The 21,119-nt window shown below is 35.0% G+C and carries 15 protein-coding genes; 10 read left to right on the forward strand and 5 right to left on the reverse strand.

The features are described 5' to 3' along the window. Positions 1-41: 41 nt before the first annotated feature. The 7 genes from ABJD27_RS13260 to ABJD27_RS13290 all read left to right on the forward strand — a co-directional run bounded on the left by ABJD27_RS13260 (position 42) and on the right by ABJD27_RS13290 (position 9,813). Positions 42-779 (forward strand): SDR family oxidoreductase, encoded by a 738-nt coding sequence (locus tag ABJD27_RS13260; protein WP_348165581.1) that lies wholly within the window; start codon positions 42-44, stop codon positions 777-779. Between the two features lie 229 nt (positions 780-1,008). Next, positions 1,009-1,380, forward strand: a complete 372-nt coding sequence (locus ABJD27_RS13265) for a BlaI/MecI/CopY family transcriptional regulator (RefSeq protein ID WP_348165584.1) — start codon at positions 1,009-1,011, stop codon at positions 1,378-1,380. After that, positions 1,377-4,676 (forward strand): M56 family metallopeptidase, encoded by a 3,300-nt coding sequence (locus ABJD27_RS13270; protein WP_348165587.1) that lies wholly within the window; start codon positions 1,377-1,379, stop codon positions 4,674-4,676. The genes ABJD27_RS13265 and ABJD27_RS13270 overlap by 4 nt, the downstream gene beginning before the upstream one ends. A 257-nt stretch (positions 4,677-4,933) precedes the next feature. Further along, positions 4,934-6,649, forward strand: a complete 1,716-nt coding sequence (locus ABJD27_RS13275) for a serine hydrolase domain-containing protein (protein ID WP_348165590.1) — start codon at positions 4,934-4,936, stop codon at positions 6,647-6,649. A gap of 33 nt (positions 6,650-6,682) precedes the next feature. After that, on the forward strand, positions 6,683-7,858 hold the full coding sequence (locus ABJD27_RS13280; protein WP_348165593.1) for a heparan-alpha-glucosaminide N-acetyltransferase domain-containing protein: 1,176 nt from the start codon (positions 6,683-6,685) through the stop codon (positions 7,856-7,858). Between the two features lie 40 nt (positions 7,859-7,898). Continuing rightward, the gene (locus ABJD27_RS13285; RefSeq protein ID WP_348165595.1) at positions 7,899-8,516 is read left to right on the forward strand and encodes a DUF2306 domain-containing protein; all 618 of its coding nucleotides are present in this window, start codon (positions 7,899-7,901) and stop codon (positions 8,514-8,516) included. Positions 8,517-8,709: 193 nt separating this feature from the next. Continuing rightward, positions 8,710-9,813: a DUF4407 domain-containing protein gene (locus ABJD27_RS13290; RefSeq protein WP_348165598.1), complete on the forward strand. Its 1,104-nt coding sequence runs from the start codon at positions 8,710-8,712 to the stop codon at positions 9,811-9,813. A 106-nt stretch (positions 9,814-9,919) separates the two neighbouring features. Here ABJD27_RS13290 and ABJD27_RS13295 read toward each other — a convergent pair whose 3' ends face one another. Together ABJD27_RS13295 and ABJD27_RS13300 are read right to left on the reverse strand one after the other, a co-directional pair. Beyond that, a complete protein-coding gene (locus ABJD27_RS13295) occupies positions 9,920-10,885 on the reverse strand; it encodes a type I phosphomannose isomerase catalytic subunit (protein WP_348165601.1) in 966 nt (321 codons plus the stop codon). Between the two features lie 49 nt (positions 10,886-10,934). Continuing rightward, on the reverse strand, positions 10,935-11,756 hold the full coding sequence (locus ABJD27_RS13300; RefSeq protein WP_348165604.1) for a dolichyl-phosphate beta-glucosyltransferase: 822 nt from the start codon (positions 11,754-11,756) through the stop codon (positions 10,935-10,937). A 194-nt stretch (positions 11,757-11,950) separates the two neighbouring features. Here ABJD27_RS13300 and ABJD27_RS13305 point away from each other — a divergent pair, with 194 nt between their 5' ends. Genes ABJD27_RS13305 through ABJD27_RS13315 form a run of 3 tightly spaced genes read left to right on the forward strand, consistent with a single transcriptional unit; the run spans position 11,951 to position 17,804 of the window. Continuing rightward, a complete protein-coding gene (locus tag ABJD27_RS13305; protein ID WP_348165607.1) occupies positions 11,951-15,061 on the forward strand; it encodes a hypothetical protein in 3,111 nt (1,036 codons plus the stop codon). Then, entirely contained in the window at positions 15,058-16,296 is a 1,239-nt protein-coding gene (locus tag ABJD27_RS13310) for a hypothetical protein (RefSeq protein ID WP_348165610.1), read from the forward strand. The genes ABJD27_RS13305 and ABJD27_RS13310 overlap by 4 nt, the downstream gene beginning before the upstream one ends. Beyond that, positions 16,293-17,804: a cellulase family glycosylhydrolase gene (locus ABJD27_RS13315; protein WP_348165613.1), complete on the forward strand. Its 1,512-nt coding sequence runs from the start codon at positions 16,293-16,295 to the stop codon at positions 17,802-17,804. Before ABJD27_RS13310 ends, ABJD27_RS13315 begins: the two co-directional genes overlap by 4 nt. 160 nt (positions 17,805-17,964) lie before the next feature. Here the strand turns inward: ABJD27_RS13315 and ABJD27_RS13320 are convergent, their stop codons facing one another. The 3 genes from ABJD27_RS13320 to ABJD27_RS13330 all read right to left on the reverse strand — a co-directional run bounded on the left by ABJD27_RS13320 (position 17,965) and on the right by ABJD27_RS13330 (position 20,846). Further along, entirely contained in the window at positions 17,965-18,870 is a 906-nt protein-coding gene (locus ABJD27_RS13320) for a trypsin-like peptidase domain-containing protein (protein ID WP_348165616.1), read from the reverse strand. Positions 18,871-19,257: 387 nt separating this feature from the next. Then, positions 19,258-20,460 carry a glycosyltransferase gene (locus ABJD27_RS13325; protein WP_348165619.1) on the reverse strand — a complete coding sequence of 401 codons (1,203 nt, stop codon included), beginning with the start codon at positions 20,458-20,460 and terminating at the stop codon, positions 19,258-19,260. 89 nt (positions 20,461-20,549) lie between these two features. Continuing rightward, positions 20,550-20,846 (reverse strand): hypothetical protein, encoded by a 297-nt coding sequence (locus tag ABJD27_RS13330; RefSeq protein ID WP_348165622.1) that lies wholly within the window; start codon positions 20,844-20,846, stop codon positions 20,550-20,552. Positions 20,847-21,119: the final 273 nt, after the last annotated feature.

Genomic DNA, 21,119 nt, shown 5'->3' on the forward strand with positions numbered 1-21,119 from the left:
TTGTCTGTTCATAATTTAAACTTTAAAACAAATAACACACAATGGAAAACAAAACAGCATTAGTTATAGGCGGTACAAGTGGTATCGGTCTAGCAACAGTAGAAAATTTATTAGCACAAGGAGCGACAGTACATATTGCAGGTCGTAATCCTAGTAAAGTAGCAGATGCACCAAATCTTGTAAAACATCAACTTGACATTACAGATACTGCAGCTGTTCAAAACTTTGCAAATGAAGTTAATAGTTGGGGTAACTTAGATTATTTAGTCAATGCTTCAGGGATTTTTGGCCCAAAACCATTTTTAGATCATACACAAGCAGATTATGATTCATACCAAGATCTAAACAGAGGGTTTTTCTTTATCACACAAGCCGCTGCAAAAAAGATGAAAGATACACAAGGAGGTGCTATCGTAAATGTGGGATCTATGTGGGCAAAGCAAGCTGTAAAAGCAACACCTTCATCTGCATACTCTATGCAAAAAGCAGGATTACACTCGCTTACACAACACCTAGCTATGGAGCTTGCCGATGATAATATCAGAGTTAATGCAGTATCTCCTGCGGTCGTATCTACACCCGTATATCACGGTGTTTTTGGAGGAAAAGAAGAAGCAGAAAAAGCCTTAGAAGGTTTTAACGCATTCCACCCTATAGGACGTAATGGTACTCCTCAAGATGTAGCAAATAGTATTACATTCTTATTGTCTGACAAAGCCTCATGGGTAACTGGAGCGATCTGGGATATTGATGGTGGTGTACGTGCTGGACGTAATTAATACATTATACTAATACACACCTTAAAAAAGGCATTAAAAAGTATTAAAAACTGTCATCTTGAACCTCTCGAAAAAGTTTTGATTATCAAATCATTAAAAACTTCGACAAGCTTAGTTTGACAAATCTGATATTTTTTTAATGCCTTTTTTGTTAAAATTTTGCTCTACACTTGTAGAATCAAAATTTTATTCTACATTTGTAGAGTTAATTCTAAAAACGTAGAGCAACATGGCCTTATCCGCTACAGAAGAACAACTCATGCAACTCCTTTGGAAACAAGAGCGTGCTTTTATGAAAGATCTTATAGAAGCATATCCAGACCCTAAACCTGCAACGACCACTATTGCGACCTTGCTCAAAAGAATGCAGGATAAAAATTTTGTAGACTATACGCAGTACGGTCGTTCTAGAGAATACTTCCCGCTAGTTAAGAAAACTGATTATTTTTCAAAGCACGTAAATGGCCTTATTAAAAACTTCTTTAATGACTCTGCTTCACAGTTTGCTTCTTTCTTTACACAAGAAACCGACCTCAGCGAGAAAGAGCTTGAAGAACTACGCGGTATTATAGATAACCAACTTAAAAAAAGAAAGCAATGATAGTTACATATCTTATCAAGAGTACCTTGTGCCTTGCTGTCTTGTTTGGTTTTTATAAGATAGCATTAGAGGGTAAAGCATTACATCACTTTAAGCGTTTTTATTTATTGGTGAGTCTTATTTTCTCACTCACTATTCCGTTAGTCACTTTTACATATACAACAGCAGAGGTATCACAAGATATTTGGGTAGAAGGGTTTGCACAAGCTTGGGATCAACATGTGATTACTTCACCTCCTTCTATTGTAAAGGAGGAAACTAATTACCTTCCCTATATACTATGGAGTATCTATGGAGGAGGAATCTTGTTTTTTGGAGGGAGATTTATATTAAATTTATTTCGCTTAAAGCGAAAAATCACTCAGGCAGAAACCCTCGAGCAGCCAGATTTTACGCTAGCGCTCTTATCTCAGTCTATTATTCCGCATTCATTTTTGAAATACATTTTTCTTTCGCGGAAGCGGTATCAAAACAGAGAAATACCTTCAGAAGTTATTGCTCATGAGGCAACTCACGTGCGTCAAAAACACTCTTTGGACATCTTATTTATAGAATTTTTACAGGTGATCTTTTGGTTTAATCCGTTGTTTTGGATTACTAAGAAATCGATCACTCTTAATCACGAATTTCTAGCAGATCAAGGCGCCATAAAAGAACAACACGATATTTATCAATACCAACACATACTCTTGAATTATGCAGGCAGTACTCATCACACTTCCCTCGAGAGTCCATTTAATTATTCATCAACAAAAAAACGAATTCTTATGTTATCACAATCATTTAGCCGAAAGCGACTCGCTATAAGCGCGCTATTACTAATCCCTATAATTGTAGGGTGTGTATTAGTCTTTAATCAAGGGATTATTGCACAACCTAGCTCAAAAAGCCTTGCTATAGAAGGCCATTGGATAGACCACGCCAATGAAAATCAAGATGTCTATATTTACGAAGAGGACGAAACATTATGGTGGGATCAAAAAGTTGTAAAAGCTCCTATTATAATTAAAGATGATTCTTATTTCTTAGCTTCTAGTAATGTTCCTGGTAGTGAGTTATGGGAATTATCTATAGCAGAAAATGGCTTCTTAAAATTAGGTGAAAGTACTTATTTTACGCCGCCAGAAGATACCGTAAGTTATCGCATAGATGGTATTTGGACTACTCCAGATGGTAAAACAAAATATCATTTTATTACTAAAAATGGAGGGCCTACCTGTGATGTTATTGATGTCTCTAAAAATAAAAGCACACGATACTATCCAAAGCTCGTTGATAATGGAATGACATTTACAATAGATAATGACTGGCATACATTTACTTTTGATAAAGGAAGACTCACAATGCATGATGGAAGCGAACTTAAACGTATTGAAAACCATTCTGTATATGGAGTTGAAAATATTACCTTAGAAATATTAGAAAACGGTAGTTACAGTGTAAATGGAACATTTGCTACAGACGAAAATCTATCTGAAGTATTACATACATTTAATACTGATCTTACCAAAGAAGAACGTCAAAATCAAATTGAAGTGCTTATCACAGCTCCTAAACAAATACATGTTGATCAAATAAAAAAACTTAGAGATAAACTTACGCAATATGGTATACACCAAATTCAAATTCCAGGTGGTCTTATTGTTCCTAGTACTGTTTCTAAAAATTATTTAAAAGTAAATCATCCAACAAAGCAAGATCTTGTAAGATGGCTAGATGCAAGTCAATATGGTGTATGGTTAGACGGAGTGCAAATTAAAAACGACCTTTTAAAAGAGTATCACTCAGATGACCTTCCTTATTATATAGAAAGTAAATTAGAAAAGAATGCTGCTAACTATGGGAAACATTATGTTCAGGTAAATATTATGACAAACCCATATTGGCAAGAAAAACGTAATGTAGGACTCCCATCTACATTTAATGTAAATTTAAATACAGCAGAAAATGTAATTTTAAAGCCAGCAAATCAAAATCAACAAACATCAAACTACGCAACAGCGTTTGTAAAAGGAGCTCAAAGAAATGGGAAAGAAGCTTTTGTTATTGAGATTAAAAACAAGAGTGTACGTGTAAATGGAAAGGAATCTTCAATAACTACACTTCGTAAAGATATAGATGCTATTACTAAAGATTGGGAAGAAACTGATTACACAGAAACGTACCCTTCTATATTGATAAAAAACCCTAACAAAGAATTTCTTAAAGAATTAAATAAGGAATTTTTAAAGACTCATTATTCAAAAGCAAATGGAGGAATGGATTTGATACCACCGCCACCACCTGCTCCGCCAGCACCAAAATCTCAATTACCACCACCACCGCCACCACCTAGTGTTGAAGATCATCTTACAAGCATGAATGAAATAGGAGGAGTATTTTATTATGAAAAGAAAGAGATTTCTTTTGATAGAGCGATACAACTTGTAAAATCAAATGAGCATCTTAATGTACAAACAAGACACCCATATACAAATGCACCTAAAACGTATATCTCTAAAGAGCCTATAACATTCTCTCCTAAAGATCAAAACAAAAAACCAGTAACAAAAGGAGATATTAAAGTATATAACAAACTTGCAAAGAAGTATAACAAAAATATAAACGGGCAAATTCTTAAAACTGAAGTCTCTTTTATGTATGATATATACAATAGGATGACAGAAAAGCAAAAGAAAAATGCAGAACCATATCCTGCAATACCACCACCGCCGCCACCAGCTCCAAAAGCTCCAAAAGCATCTAAAAAAGGTGGGGCTCCTGCTCCTGCTCCTGCTCCTGCTCCTAAAAGTGATCATAAACTTGCATCTACACAAGAAATACTTGGGATACAAACTATTCAGGAGCAAACAAAAGCACATTTGGATAAAGGAGGTGTTTTTGTACTAAATGATAAAACGGTATCAAAAAAAGAAATACTTGATTTTTATTCCTCTGCAACAACAGAAACTACACGTGTACGTGTAGATAAAAAATCAAAACCAGCCGTCATGTATGTAAGTAACATTCCTAAAGAAATGGCATACACACCAATGACTCAAAAAGATATTCAAGCATATAATAAACTTGCAAAGAAATACAATGCTAATCCTAATGGGAAAATTAAGAAACAAGAGGTCCGCAAACTATATCATGTGTATGTTAACATGACTGAAGCTCAACGCACTACTGCCGAGCCATATCCTGCATTACCTTCACCACCACAAAAGAAGGGAAAAAGAGAATCTCTAGTTGGGGTAAAAGGAGAACCTTTAAAAAGTAAAAGAGAGCCTTTAATAGGTGTAAAAGGAGTTTAAAATAGATAATCATTTAAAAATGAATTAAGAGGAAGTTACAACCTAATTACAATGAACAATCTTTGATGGAGATTGTGTAAGTAATGTTATTATTTGCTTTATAATTCTATTTCATAAAACCTACCCTGTGTAGGTTTTATGTTTTATCTGTATTAAATGATCTGCTTCATTTTTATATATTTACATAGAATCTCTTTTATAAACAGGACTAATCATCTTGTTGAATTCATTATTTATCATACATAAAACCATTCATCATGAATTTCAAATCAATTATTTTTTCTGTTTTCTTGATATTCGCTTTCGCGAGGACAGTCTCAGGGCAAATAAAAACACCTCCCACACACACTAAAATCACTCCAGAGCATGCTGCGCAAGTAGATTCTATATTTATAGACACTGACAAGCCAAACCATCCGGGAGCAGCTTTAGGCATCTTTAAAGATGGGAAAATCATTTATGCAAAAGGGTACGGTTATGCAAATTTAGAATATGATATTCCTATCTCATCAACATCTGTATTTAGAATTGCCTCTACATCAAAACAATTTACAGCAGCTTGCATTGTCTTACTCGCTCAGCAAGAGAAATTATCATTAGACACAACGCTCGATACCTTCTTTCCAGCATTTCCAAGCTATGCAAAAACAATCACTGTAAGACACCTCCTTAATCATACCAGTGGTATCCGTGACTATCTAACACTTGCTTCTCTCAGTGGGCTAGGTGATGAAGATTTTTATACAGATCAAGACGTTATGAAGTGGCTCACAAACCAAGAAGAGCTTAATTTCAACCCTGGCGATGAACATTTATATAGCAATTCTGGATACTGGTTACTTGGACAAATTGTTCAGAAAGTGACAAAAACATCCATGGCAGATTATGCTATGAATGAAATTTTCAAACCTCTAGGAATGAATAACACGCATTTTCATAACGATTATACATCCATTGTAAAAAACCGTGCTTCTGGATATTATCCTACACAAGAAGGAGGTTTTCAAATCAGTATGACAACACTTAACATGATAGGTGATGGAGGAATATTTACAACAATAGAAGATTTAAAAAAATGGGATGACGCGTATTATGACTCTAAAATTCTTACACGTGATTTCTGGAAAACCATGACCACAACAACCATACTTAATGATGGAACGCCCAATGAGTACGCTTCAGGTCTTAGCGTAAGTGTATATAATGGTCATAAAATCATTCAACATGGTGGTGCCTTTGTAGGATTTCGCGCTCAAAAATTTCAATTCCCAGATGATCATTTTACCGTTGTTGTTCTTGCAAATCGAGGTGATGCAAATCCTAATGACCTTGCTTCCAGAGTTACTGATTTATTTTTAGACCCTATTGAGATACCAGCAAACAATGAAGGTACAGATACTGCTGTTTCTAATAACGCTTTCGCGAAAGCAAAATCCATACAACTCCCAATATCTGATCTTAAAAAACTAGAAGGGTCATATTGGAATGCCGATTCAAAAACAAGTAGAAATCTCACACTAGTTAATGATACACTGGTCTATGATCGTGGACGCGGACGAGTTACAAAAATGGAACCTGTTTCAAAAAATGCTTTTAGGTGGATAGGTCCTGATATTCCTATCATTCTCACTTTAGACAATCCAAATACGCCTTCTAGTTTTACATTAGAAATTCCAGGACAAGGGGTTTTCAATTATCAAAAATATGAACCCATAACACAACTTACTTCAGAGCAAATAGAGCGTTATGAGGGTGATTACTATAGTAAAGAACTTGATGTTACCTACACCTTCAAAAAAGAAGACAACGGATTAACTTTATACATTAATGGAGAACCCCTTGCCCCTATGGAACCCATTATGAAAGATCGATTTAATGTCGCTGGATACATCGTTTTTGATTTCACAAAAGATCAGCAAGAATTTAGAGCTTCTGCTGGACGCGTTCAAAACTTACATTTTATAAAAAAATAAGTGCTCGTATAACATATAATTAAGTAGATCATCATGACCCAAGTGCTTTCAAAACGTATAGAATCTATAGATATCTTAAGAGGTGTAGTCATGGTCATTATGGCATTAGATCATGTACGAGATTATTATCACTTTAATGCATTGGCTGGAAACTTTCCAGAAAATTTAGAAACCACAACACTGTCTTTATTTTTTACTCGTTTTATAACACATTATTGCGCTCCTGTATTTGTATTTCTAGCTGGGACTTCTGCTTTTTTATATGGCTCAAAAAGGACATCTAGAGCGCTTTCAAAGTTTTTGATCACACGAGGGATATGGCTTATTATTATTGAGATCATACTTAATAATTTCTTGTGGTGGTTTGATATCTCATTTGGGTTTACAAATCTTCAGGTGATATGGGCCATTGGGTTTTCTATGATTGTATTAGGAGGTGCTATACATCTCCCCAAACGAATCATTTTAATTATAGGACTCCTTATCGTATTTGGCCATAATATGCTAGATGGTATTACCTTTAAGGGGCAAGGAATTATGACTGTTTTATGGAATATGTTACACCTTCCCGGTGGTTTTAGTCTTTCAAAAAATCATTTTGTATGGTTTGCATATCCAGTATTACCTTGGATTGGAGTTATGCTACTAGGGTATTGTTTTGGTTCCTTTTATAAAACTGGCAGTTCGGTAACATTACGTAAAAAATGGTTGTTATATTTAGGTGTTAGCGCTATTATCTTATTCTTTATTTTAAGAATATTTAATATCTATGGAGATAGTTCTCATTGGGCAACAGGAGACACATTAACTAAGACCATAGCATCTTTCCTTAAAGTATCCAAATACCCACCATCTCTTCTATTCTTATTAATCACATTAGGTCCTGCATTTTTATTTTTATATGCTATTGAAAACATTAAAAATAAAATAACTGACTTCTTATTGGTTTTTGGAAGGGTCCCTTTTTTCTATTACATACTACATATCTTAGTTGTTCATGTAGGAGCAATAATAGGTCTATTAATTACAGGTAAAGACTGGCGACTCATGATATTTGACTCTAACAGAAGTTTATCCGATTACGGATATTCTCTTTTTACCGTATATATTATCTGGATTGTTATCGTAGCATTACTATATCCTATTTGTAAACGGTATATGAAATACAAGGCAAACAATAAAGACAAATGGTGGTTAAGCTATCTGTAACAGCTATAGATTACAATATTAAAACATCCGTAAAACACACATGAATACATCCAAAGAATCTCGTAATATAAGCCTTATCCTTATGGCAATCCTTGCTATCATTGTAAGTTTATACGGATTAGGTTTTGCATTTATCCCTGGAGTTGATGGCATTTTTAAAAGTAAATCTCCAGAATTAATCGCAAGTACTTTTTACATCACTATGTTTTACACACATACAGGACTAGGAGGACTTGCCTTGCTTGTAGGGTTTTCACAATTTTTCAAAAAACTTCGTCTCAAACGTCTTAAACTCCACAAGACATTAGGGAAGATATATGTCATCTCTGTTCTCATCAGTGGTGCTACAGGTTTATATATTGCTTATTATGCAACAGGAGGAATTGTTTCTATTACTGGGTTTTCAGCACTTGCAATCTTATGGTTATATACAACGATCATGGCATTTATAAGTATTAGAAAAGGAAATATAGATGCACACCAACGATGGATGATCTGTAGTTATGCATTGTGTTTTGCTGCCGTGACTTTACGTATTTACCTTGGTTTAAGTGTTGCTTTAGGGATTGCTTTTGCAACTTCGTATCCTATTATTTCTTGGCTATGCTGGGTTCCAAACATGGTATTTGCTCTTTATAAAATTAAAAAGATAGGGTAGTTATTATACGCTTTCGCGAAAGCGTAAACTTTACATATAAAATACATCTAGATATACCATAATGTGAGGAAAAAGCGCATACTCCCTATTTCTTCTTATCATAAAGTGTAACATTCTTATACTTTTTGCGTTCTTATAGGCACAGCATCATCAATCAACCAGTTCGCATCTAGCGAATACAAAACATACTTTTATGATACAACAATTTTTCATTCTCTGTTCGGGGGCAGACAGAGATGTACTAGACACTTGTTCTCGAGGCGAGAAAAATAAATATGCAGGTATAGGTGCTACCGTATTTTTTACAGCTGTACTAGCAGCAATTGCAGCATCGTATGCCTTATACACTATTTTTGATAATGGATATCGTGCGATTCTTTTTGGAATCCTTTGGGGTGTTGTTATTTTTAATCTAGACCGTTTTATTGTCTCTACCCTTAAAAAACGAGATCAGTGGTGGAAAGAATTTGGTATGGCAATCCCTAGGCTCATTCTAGCTGTGATTATTGCAATTGTCATCTCAAAGCCCTTGGAACTAAAGATTTTTGAGAAAGAAATTGACCGCGTTATGCTCAGTCAAAAGAACGAATTTACAGTCCAAAATCAAGGAGAGATCTTAGCTGCATATACACCAGAAATAAACAAATTAGATACTCAAATAGCAGATCTTAAAACAGAAATTGCCACCAAAGAAACAGAGGTAAATAACTTATATGAAATCTATATAGCCGAAGCAGAAGGAACTGCTGGCACTGAACTCTTAGGTAAAGGTCCTGTATACCAAGAAAAACGAGATAAACACGATGCTGCCTTAGCAGAACTCACAGCGCTCAAAGCGGCAAGTGCAGATAAAATAGCTGTCGCCGAAACAGAAAAAACACGTTTACGTGATGAGTTTAATACGACTGTAAGTACAAGCCAACCTATCATTAATAATTTTGATGGCCTTATGGCACGTATAGATGCGATGAAGGAATTGCCATGGCTTCCGTCTTTATTTATATTCTTATTATTCTTAGCCATAGAAACAGCTCCTATTTTTTCAAAGCTTATCTCTCCTATGGGAGAATATGATATCAAACTAGCAGATCATGAGGAAACCATAAAAGCATGGAGTGCTCAAAAAGCAGCACAACGTAAAATTCTCACAGAGACAGATCACATTATAAATGATCGTATCTACACAGATATGGCGAATGAAGAGGAGCTTTATAGCTACAAAAAGAAGATGGCCAAAGAGATTATGAAACGACAACAAGACGCCTTTTATCGTAGGCAAACAAAGATCTTAGGATAAAAACACTTTGCTGTATACAGAATCAAGATTGCTTCACTATTTAGACTACATACTAGACTAAGATAGAATCTTGATTCTTTTTTTGCCTACTACGATCTTTAAGACCTTAGATATATACCTCTAATAATTTTGCGTTATGCGATGTAAAGAATACATTGTTTACACAGGCAGGAATCAAGACAGTTTCACCGGTATGAAGAACTTCTGTCTTACCATTTGCTCCTATAGTTACAGTGCCTTCTACACACATAAAAATCACAAAAGAATCTATATTGCTATAATCTTTTGTATGGCAATATGATATACGCATCATATTGGTAGTAAAGTAATCGCAGTGCACTAGATCTACTTCTTCATTAGGACCTATAGCATACTCTTTTCTTGATTTATGAGGCATTTTTTTTGTCGCAGCTATTGCCTGTTCTGTATGTAATTCACGGAGTTTTCCAGAGGCATCTGGACGATCCCAGTCATACACTCGATATGTAATATCTGATGTTTGCTGAATTTCGGCAGCGAGAACACCTGCACCTATGGCATGTATTTTACCCGCAGGAATATAATAGGTGTCTCCTTTATGTACTTTTTCTGTATTAAAAACAGTATTTACATTGGATGCTGTAATGTTAGAAAGTATGCTAAGATCATCTAGTGTTTCCTTAAGTCCTAATACAATCTCTGCATCTTCTTCGTGATCTATGATATACCACATTTCTGTTTTTCCAAATGAGTTATGATTTGTTTTTGCCATGGCATCATCTGGATGTACTTGAACAGATAAGTCTTTTTTTGCATCTAGAAATTTGATGAGTAATGGGAAGGTATTTCCAAATACTTTATAATGAGATTTCCCTAGAAATTGTTCTTTATAATTTTGCAGTAATTCATTAAGTGTTTTTCCTTTATAAATTCCATTTACCACCTTAGAGATATTATCTTTTACTCCAGATATTTCCCAACTCTCTCCTATGGCTTCTCGCAATGATGATTTATTAAACAAGGTGTTTAGTTTACGGCCACCCCATACTTTTTCTTTAAGTATCGGAGCAAATTTAATTGGATATGCGATCATGGTGGTATAGGCTTTTAAGAGTAATTATTAGTGTATAGGCAAATAGATATTAAGCAGCGATTGATAATTCTGGAGTTGTATTTTCTAAACTAAATACTTGAGAAGAATACGTACTTGCTACTAGGTTATTTTTTGTATTAAAACGATATGTCATCCATATATGAGCTAGACGAGCTGGAATTTCTAAAGCATCTTTTGCTCCCAATTTTGAGTCATCTACATGAACCCATCTCATAAGAGGTTGTTCAAAAATTTGAGACATTACATTTGACTTTCCTAAATGTTTTTTTAATCTCAAGAAAATCTCAACATCAAATAACCATCTACTTACAAATGCTTGACCATATACAATAGGAATAATATGCTTCTTGAAGACTTTTGCGCCACATTGTGTATCACGTATAGGCAATCCTAAAATCATTAAAATGAATTGTTTCACGCATTTTGAAAATATATTTCTAAAGAAATCTCTTTGTATTCCTCTACTCTTCCCTTTATTACGAGAACCAAAAACAACTGATAATTTATCTTCTGATTTTAGCGTCTTTACTAAATCTTTAAAATCTCTAAAATCAGTAGATAAATCGGCATCTATAAATCCTATATAGGATACAGAATCCATACTATATAAGAAACGTACACCTGCACGCACAGCCGTTGCTTTACCAGAATTTTTCTTTACGTCAACAACACTTATTTGGTGAGGGACTTGATTCTTCATCGCATGAAGTACATCTAATGTACTGTCCTTACTTCCATCATTTACAAAACATAAATGATAGTCTTGGTGTTCTTTAATAAAAGAGATAAATGCTTCTTGGTTAAGCCTTTTTTCTTCATTATAACATGGTATGATAATTCCTGTTTTCATAATTATTGGGGTTTATATTTTAACTATTTATTTGTTACTTACAGGACAAACATATCGTGAGAACGCCGATAATTTTCTCCCTTTTCGATAGGCTGTTGTAAAGTGTCGTTCAATACCGTTCATCGACAGATGAACCATTTACCGAAACACGTATCTTTGAGAAGAACAAGGAGATACCTTCTTCAATCCCAAATATGTGGCAATCAAAAACAAATAAATACCTCATCACAGCAGTACTCCTAGGAATGATCTTCCATGGGACATCGATGTTTTTTACATTAGAAAAAACATATGATGCGCTTATTCATTTGTTTTTTGCAAATCACTATGCAACAAGCTGGTTTGAACCATGGAATTATAGTTGGTATACTGGTTTTACGGTCATGGGATATCCTCCTCTTGTACATCAGAGTATCGCACTGTTATCTTATATAGGGGGTTTAAAATTTGGCATGTTTACGGTTGCGCTTATAGGTGTTGTCTTATTTATTACAGGAGTTTATCGATTTACACAAGTTCTCATTCCTAATAAACGAGTAGCGGGGTATGCTGCTATACTCGCAGTATTTTCTTCTTCATTTGTAGAGACCCTCCATATCTTTGGTCAATTACCTAGTATCATCGGGATTTCTGTTTTATTACATGCGTTACCAGAAATCTATCTATGGCTCAAGACAGGACGTTTACGTACATTGCTCAAAGCACTTGCTTTATTAGCGGTTACTGTGACATCACATCATGTCACTCCTATTTTCGGGATGGTCTTTTTTATTTTTCCGCTTATTGGGATGGTGGTTATGGATGTTGCAAGAGGCTCAAGAGATTCTTATCGGGATGTTACATTTTTTGCTTTCGCGAAAGCGTTAAAAACCCATTTTAAACGCATCATCATATTTGGAGTTTCGTCACTAGCCTTAATCATAGGATGCATTTTACCGTATTGGATCAACACCAAAAACAATCCTATCACACAAGTTCCTATTCCTCATGGATCGAGAGATAATTTTCTAGAAGTAACCTCATCAGGACTTGTCTTTTTTGTCATCCCTTGGGGAATATTATTATTTTTACTCCCCTATTTTATCTATCGTTTTTATAGCAAACGTTTCTTATTTTTTGGAATCTCGTTTACACTTCTCTTTATTTTAGGAACAGGCGGCACAACTCCTTTCCCTTTAAAAATGCTAGGAGAAAATGCATTTAATATTCTCACATTAGATCGTTTTACCTTATGGGCATCTATAATGGCATTGCCTGTTTTTGGAGAGTTTACCTATCGATTTATAGAAGGCGATTTAAAAACCTATTTGCAATCCAAATGGGGAAGCGTATGGCACAGAATCGCTGGTGGATTTCTTGCTTCGCTATTTATCTTTATTGCCATATTTACAACCACATTAGGAACCTTTAGACCATCACAACCTGATGCTATTAATATGTTGCCTATCGTTAATTTCCTAAATCAGGATGATCATGACAAATGGCGTTATTTACCTTTAGGATTTGGTGACCAGATGGCATGGCTCTCTACCCAGACCAAAGCAACAACTGTAGATGGGAATTACCATTCTGCGAGACGATTACCCGAACTCACATCAAGAGCAGTAGAACGATTAGAAAATTCAAAATATAGAGGAATAGAAGGATTGGGTTCTCTGCAACAGTTTCTCACAGCTCCCGAAAAGTACCATTTAAAATATGTGTTTTCTAATGACAAATTTTATGACCCTCTCCTTTATTTTACGGGTTGGCATCGATTAAGTGTTTTAGAAAATGGTATTGCTGTATGGGAAAAAGCAGGAATCATACCACTACCATCACTTTTACCTAAAGATGATGTGCCTTTATTTCAAAAGTTACTTTGGGGTATTATCCCAATACTCACTGTCATTTTGGTCCTTTTTATAACGCTTCGTTCTTTATGGAAAACTACCTCACGTGCTAAAACTTTTGAAACTCCAGCCTACTTTAAATATATCCCTACGTACTCACCGCTTCTTAAAAGCGTGTATAGAAGCTCATTGCTTTGGACCATACTTCTTTCGGGTATCTGTGTATATGGAGGATATCAGTTTTATATAAAAAACACAGCACAGCTTCGCCCAGAAAATGTAATCAAAGCGTATTATGATGCTATAGACTTTAAAGAATTTGAAACAGCGCATACGTATCTGAACCCTAAGAGTGGTAAAACTTTATCTCAATTTATGCTTGAGATCTCGGTGTCCGATGGTCTTTTAAGTTCGTATGCAAAACTAGATGCTATTACTATAGATCGTCTAGACATCCTACCTACAACTGCAAAAGCAGTCGTAACGACAAACTGGATTACGCCTCTAAAAGAGATCAAAACAACAGAAACACATGCTCTTACTAAAGAAAAAGGGAAATGGTATCTCGTCCCCAAAACAATAGACCCAGATACTCCGCCAGATCAATTATTTTCTCAAAATACCACCACATTTTATAATCACGGGAAGCGTCGTATTACTTCTGGTAAAACACATCATGAAGATATTCTTAAACAACCTGTGGTTGAGGTACTATCTGCTAGATTAATTCGTGCAAATGACCAGTATGTTATTGTGGGAGAAATTCAAAATATAGATAATGTCCCTGCAGATATATCGGTTACAGGAACTTTATACAGCGAGGAAAATCGTATGCTAGCGACCTTTAATGCAAAAGATGTGATTAAGCATAAACTATTACCTAAAGAAACCACGCCTTTTAGAGTCAATTTTGAAGATATTGCTTGGAAAAATGCAAGTGACCGTAAGCCTACTCAATATACACCAGATGCATTTACTGAAATTGTATTAGAAGAAATTCCTGTTACTTTTGACCTACAAATAAAAGCAAATGTAGCAACGACAGATTTACATCAACCGCTTGTTCTTTCTGATGTGTATCTAGAATACAACCTTTTAGCACAAGAAGAAATTCTTTCTGGATTCTTATTTAATCAGAGTGTTCAAGATGCCACCATTCCTCAATTATTAATAGGATACTATAACGATCAAAAAGAACTTATTTGGGCAAATGCCACCTATATAGAAGCTAGTGTTCGCCAGCAACGCAAAGAGGATTTTGCAATATCTCTAGATGCACAACAACATATACGCCTTATAGAAAAAGGACTCGTAAATGTTTCTGTAAATGGCTTACCTAATGAAGAAATTTCTAAAAAAGTAGTTCCTAATCGTAACATAGGGATTCAAGACCCAAGCTTTATTAAAATAGAACACCCTATCTATTCGTATATCAAAATCAAACCTAATGTATATGTAGGCAACCCTTTATGATGCACTTTAAAAAACGATATATCATCCTTATTTGCATTGCTTTTATAAGCGGTATAGGAATATTATTGTCTTTTCAGGAACAGGAAACACCTACTTTTCCTGAATCTAATGCAAGTGCAAAAGTACTCCTTCCTTCAGATCGTATTATTGCAGGTCGCCCATTAGTCCTTGATATAGAAACCGATGCAATATACCCTCAACTACTACTGGAAGGTAGTTACGGCACCACAATACTCCTTGTTGATATTGAAAGTATAGGTACCACCGTAATCATCCCTGAATCTTATACAAAACATGCAGGAATGCTGCAGTACACCGTGATCGAAAATGAAACCATACTAGATCAAGGTTCTTTTTATGTACATCCAGACACTTCTCAACTAGCCGCTATAGAAAACTATGTAGGACCTCGAAGCATTATGGCTAATGAGCGAGATTATAGTATGCTTGTAAGCATTCCAACAGATCATCTGGATAATATGTTGCCTGATGGTACCACTGTAAATATCAACACTCATTTTAAAGAAACAACGACACCTCTAGTTCACGAATTAAAAAACAATATTGCTTGGCAACGTATTCCCGCACCATTACAATCAGGACGTATCACAATAGCAGGGACATTACAAGACGTCTCTTCAAAAGAATTGGTGATCGATGTCTTTCCAGATATCGCAACCGACTTTACCATCACCACAGATCGCATTCACCCGTATGCAGACGGTAATGAAGTGATGACTCTTCAGAGTTCGCAAATCAAAGATACTCATGGCAATGTGATCTCAGATGGAACCCTTGTTACTTTTTATATAAAAGATAGTCTTGGGAGATATTGGGAAACTACTGGGAGCACTATTCAAGGGTACGCTTTCGCGAAAGCGTTACATCCACAAATCCCTTCTTCGTGGACAATCAAAGCTGGTATCGAAGGAATCGCACAAAGTGATCCTGTCAAAGTCACTTTTGATTCCTTCCTAAAAGAAATACCGGTAACCTCTTCAAAAAATGGCCAAGAGATTGTTGTGGGTCCCATCACAAGTTATCTAGGGCAAATTATTCAAGATGGAATCGAAATACAATTAAGTACCGCTCCTATCGAATATGTTTCAACAATGCTATCAGAAAGTGGGATGGCCTATTTTACAATTCCTCAGGAAACTTTTACAAATACCTCTGGACAGATTACTATTGAAGCTTTAGGAATTTCTAAAACCATAACCATACTACCTGAATGAAAATCAATAAACTTACATATCGTTCATTGATCATCATCGTGTTTGTTATACTCAATGCAGGTGTTTTATATGGCATTGGTCAAGTACTAGCGTTTCTAAATACGGGTGCAGATCGTTCTCAAATCTTGCATCTCGATCTTACTAGAGAACAGTATTATACCCCAGAAATCACTTGGGAATCTATAGAAAATCCAGGAAGACCTTTAGAACCGTTTAATCAAACCAAAATAGAACAAGATTATCTGGATGCTTGGTATGTGCGTAATACGGCATTTATGTCCTATGACCAAACTGCCATCGAAGATCACTATACACAAAATGCCCGCATAAAAATATATGAAAGCCTTCAGGAGAATATAGATAAACAGATTAAAATCGAGAATACTACACTCACTCATGATCTCTCCTTAGAAATGTATAGTGCAGACGGTACGCTGGCTGTTCTTACCGATCGTAATGTAACATCATACCAACGTGTTTTCCAAGAGGAACAATTGCAATATGAAGGATATACCCTATCAGATTATCGAGTTGTTCTTTTACTAGAAGACGGGGTTTGGAGAGTACGACATATCGAAAAAATAAAAACGGGTCAAGTTAGCAACATATCCTCAAAAAAAATCAAGCTTTCTACGACTATAGAAGGTATGAATTACTATCCTCAAGATTCACCTTGGAACACCTTTGGGGCCGATTTTGATTCGACAATTATTAGAGAAGATTTCAAGATCATAAAAGATCTTCGGCTTAATACCATTCGGATTTTTATAGGATATGAAGATTTTGGAGGCCCTACGGTTTCTCAAGAAAAACTAGATAAATTACAGCAACTTCTTGACGAAGCTTCTCAAGCCAATCTACAAGTTATAATTACCTTATTTGATTTTTATGGGGACTACAGAGTCTCCGATTGGACACGAACTCAAAAGCACCTCAGCACTATAGTAAATGTTATAAAAGACCATCCTGCCTTATACGCTTGGGATCTTAAAAACGAAGCCGATCTTGATTTTGAAACCAGAGGAGCATCACTAGTTACAGCTTGGTTACAACAGATGACTCAATCCCTTAGATCTATAGATCCTGATCATCCTATTACCATAGGTTGGTCTTCCCCAGAAGCAGCATTAACTTTAGAAAAAGAAGTCGATTATGTCTCATTTCATTATTACAAAGACTTAACAGATTTATCAAAAGTATTTACTGAATTACAACAACAAACAGATAAACCGATTGTTCTTGAAGAAATAGGGCTTTCTAGTTATCGCGGTCTTTGGAATCCATTTGGATATTCAGAAAAAGATCAAACAGCATTTTACACAGAACTATTAACTATTCAAAAAAACAACAACATATCATTTCTCTCCTGGACCTTATATGATTTTAAAGAGATTCCACAACAAGTTGCTGGACGTTATCCTTGGCGAAGAAACAAGCAATTATATTTTGGACTTATAGATACAAATGGAGAAAAAGAAGATGCGTATCAGATTGTTAAGGATAGGTGATATATATTTAAATTGCGTTTAACTTATTTAAAAAACTGATTAATCCCTAATGATAAAAATTAATCTAAAATCTTGCTTCTCAACGTTTAGGTTAGTTTAAATAAAAGCGGTTCAGGTTAGTATCCAAACCGCCATTACTATATATATTATTTCAAAAATTTTAATTCGAACTTAATATCTTAACGATACTATCAAATAAAGGGATACTAATTCTAGTTGCTCCATTACCTGAAATATGACCAGTAGTATGAATACCACATACATGATAAGGTGGGTGATTTTCAAACTTACTCCAAATACCGCTTCCGCTTTGTCCTCCCATAGTGTCTATATTATATATTAACCTTTGAGACGATGTTGATTTAATAATATCAGAATGAGTCCACATTTGTTTTCCTCCTTTATCACCAGGGTAACCAGTGACATTCACTCGATGCCTCAAAAGTTTTCTATGATCTCGATAAGCTATAATACCCAAATGTCCTGTTTTTTTTGATATATCTTGATTAAGTCTAAGCATACCGAAATCCCAATTTCTATCAGTCCTTTCAGTCCACCCTTTAACACTCCACAATTGCACAACAGGTATTCCTCCATAAGGTAAACTATTATCATTTTGTGCAGGATAGAACATTACGGATTTGGCCCAACCACCATCTCTTTTAGAATAGACACAATGACCAGCTGTAATTACATGTTGTTTATTTATTATAGTTCCAGAACCTATATACACTTTATTATTTGGAAACTTCATGACCATATGTCCATGTGTTCTATAAGGCCATGAGGTAGTATTTGTTATTCTAGTTCTATCATCTTGACCAATTATTATTTCAGCAATTTGGTCATTTGGAAAGTCGTTGAAATTATATCCTTTGTTAATTTCATCTAATTCATTTAGATTTAATTCTTCTTCTTCAGCATAACCAATAACAGGCATAGGGTTTTGTTCATCCAATTTGCTATCCTCAATCCTATTAGGAAGGATTGACACTGAATCGGAATCTGAAGAAATCTCAAATGAATCTCCTGTTGTTACAAAATCAAGAAGAGTATTACTGACCACTTTATCATTGTTGTTTTTTTCTGAAAATTCCATAATTAATTATTTAAGGTTTATCTATCTTCATAATTCTCTATTGTTCGAAGATTATTGAAACTAAAAATAATTTCTAATGGACTATAGTAAAATACCCAATAATGGGTATTTTTATAATGAAGTACAACAATAACATATACTCAAACAAAAAAAGAGAGACAGCAAGTGCTATCTCTCTTGGACACTATATTTGATTTAGGGAGATCAATATAGTGTAGTGGGGCTCTAGTAAATCTAGATTACATAATCTAGGGTAAAGGAAAAACAACAGGTCTTTTTTGGACTTCATTGTTTAAATTTGGGGTGAAAGACGACGAAGCCTATTCCATCATCATATGATGACTTCATTGAGTGTTAGGCTGCCATAGACAATGTTGTTTTCCCTTCTTTTTTTAATGCTGCAAAAGCATCTAGATACATACCCGTAATGGCACTCATAGGCAATGCTGTTGCGGCTTGATAATTTGCTTTTGCTAATTTATTTCTATATGATGTATCGATAACTAATTCTTGAATTGCTGCAGCAAGACTATCTATATCTCCAGGCTTAAAAAAAGCACCTCGATATCCTTCTTCTTTTACAAGAATACTCAGGTCACCTAAGTCTGGCATGACAACTGCCTTCCCATAACTTCCTGCTTGGTGTAATACTCCCGAACTTCCAGTTGTAGAAGTATACGGAAACACAACCATCGCACTCTCAGAAAAAATCACTGGAACATCTTCTTCTTCTACATAGCCCGTAAAGGTAAGATTAGGGACATGTGCATATAATTTTTTAATACGATCTAAATACCCTAGTGTATTTGGGTTATCTGTACCAGCAATAACCACTTCTATATCTTTGCGAGTTCTCTGTCTTACTTTTTCTACAGCTTCTATTAATATTTCTACTTTTTTATAAGTTCCAAACTTTCCAAAAGTCATTACTTTAAGCGATCCTTCTTTAAGGTCATAAGAAGGTTCTTCTGGAATTTCAAAAGTCCCATGCGGAATCAATATCCCTTTATCACTCTTATATTTTTCTTGTAATACCTCTAAGTATTTACTTATGGTTACAGCTACTGTGTCTGCTTTCAAAACAACTTTGGTCAGTAATGTTCCTATTTTTTGAAATACCTTAATTTTTAATTTATTGGTTGTAAACCCTGCACTTGTCAGGTCTACGGTTTCCATAATATTATGAAGTAACACGATGGTAGGCACCTTCATTAATTTTGACATCCAAGGAGAGAATAATCCTAATGCTGCGGGTATTTTTTTATCTCCAAACTTCATAAATTGTAAATTATAAAGTATCGCACCTGGTTGTACTTGACGTACTGCTTTTGCTATAGAAAACACATTGGTATAACTATTAAAACGCCAGCAAGGAACAACGGTGACTTTACACCCATCTTCTTCAAAAGTGACATCAGCTTCTTCTGGTATGACATCTGTTAAGAGTACAACTTCGGTTACTTCGTTGTGTTGTCTAAAGTGTTTTACCAAGTGATATGCATACTCATTAAGAGTTACTTTACTTGGAGGATACGCAGTTACAATTGCTAGTTTCATAATAAGTGTTTTTTATCATAGGAGCTTCGATACATTTTTGTTATAAGCAAAAACACTCAGCTACCGTACATTATTTTTTAGTATAAGATTTAGGCAGCATAACGATATGTCGTTCTATCGTTTATAAGATCATATTGACGTGCGGCAGCTTCTGGAGTGAAACTATAAAATGTAAATTCTTGATCTTTCTTAAGGTCTTTCTTAAGAACGTCTAATGCTTTTTCTACTTCGTTTACCCCTTGATACACTCCACATAGATTAACCAAAACGGTATTTGTGCATTGTAATAGTGCTTTAAAAAACTGTTGAACTTCGACCGCCTGAGAAGCCGTTGCTTTTCCGTTTACACAAAAAACGTTATCTATTTTTTTAATTTGAAGTGCCATAACTATCTTGTTTTTAAATTAGTACACTACAAATATGAGACATCAACCTCATAAAAAAAGACAAGACCCGATGGATCGACCGTATCTGTAGACGAATGGAATTTTAGGTTCGACAAAGGGGTTTTGGAGTTTAATACAATGATCTGTATACAAATCACTTATACATAGGGAAGCATTGTTTTTTATTAAAACATACGCATTCCGTCCCTCTTCTTAAAAGAAGAAACTTAGATGTAAAAAATAGCGTACTGTTCTATTTTAGAGTACTACGCT

The organism is Dokdonia sp. (assembly GCF_039945015.1).
Taxonomy (GTDB): Bacteria; Bacteroidota; Bacteroidia; order Flavobacteriales; family Flavobacteriaceae; genus Dokdonia.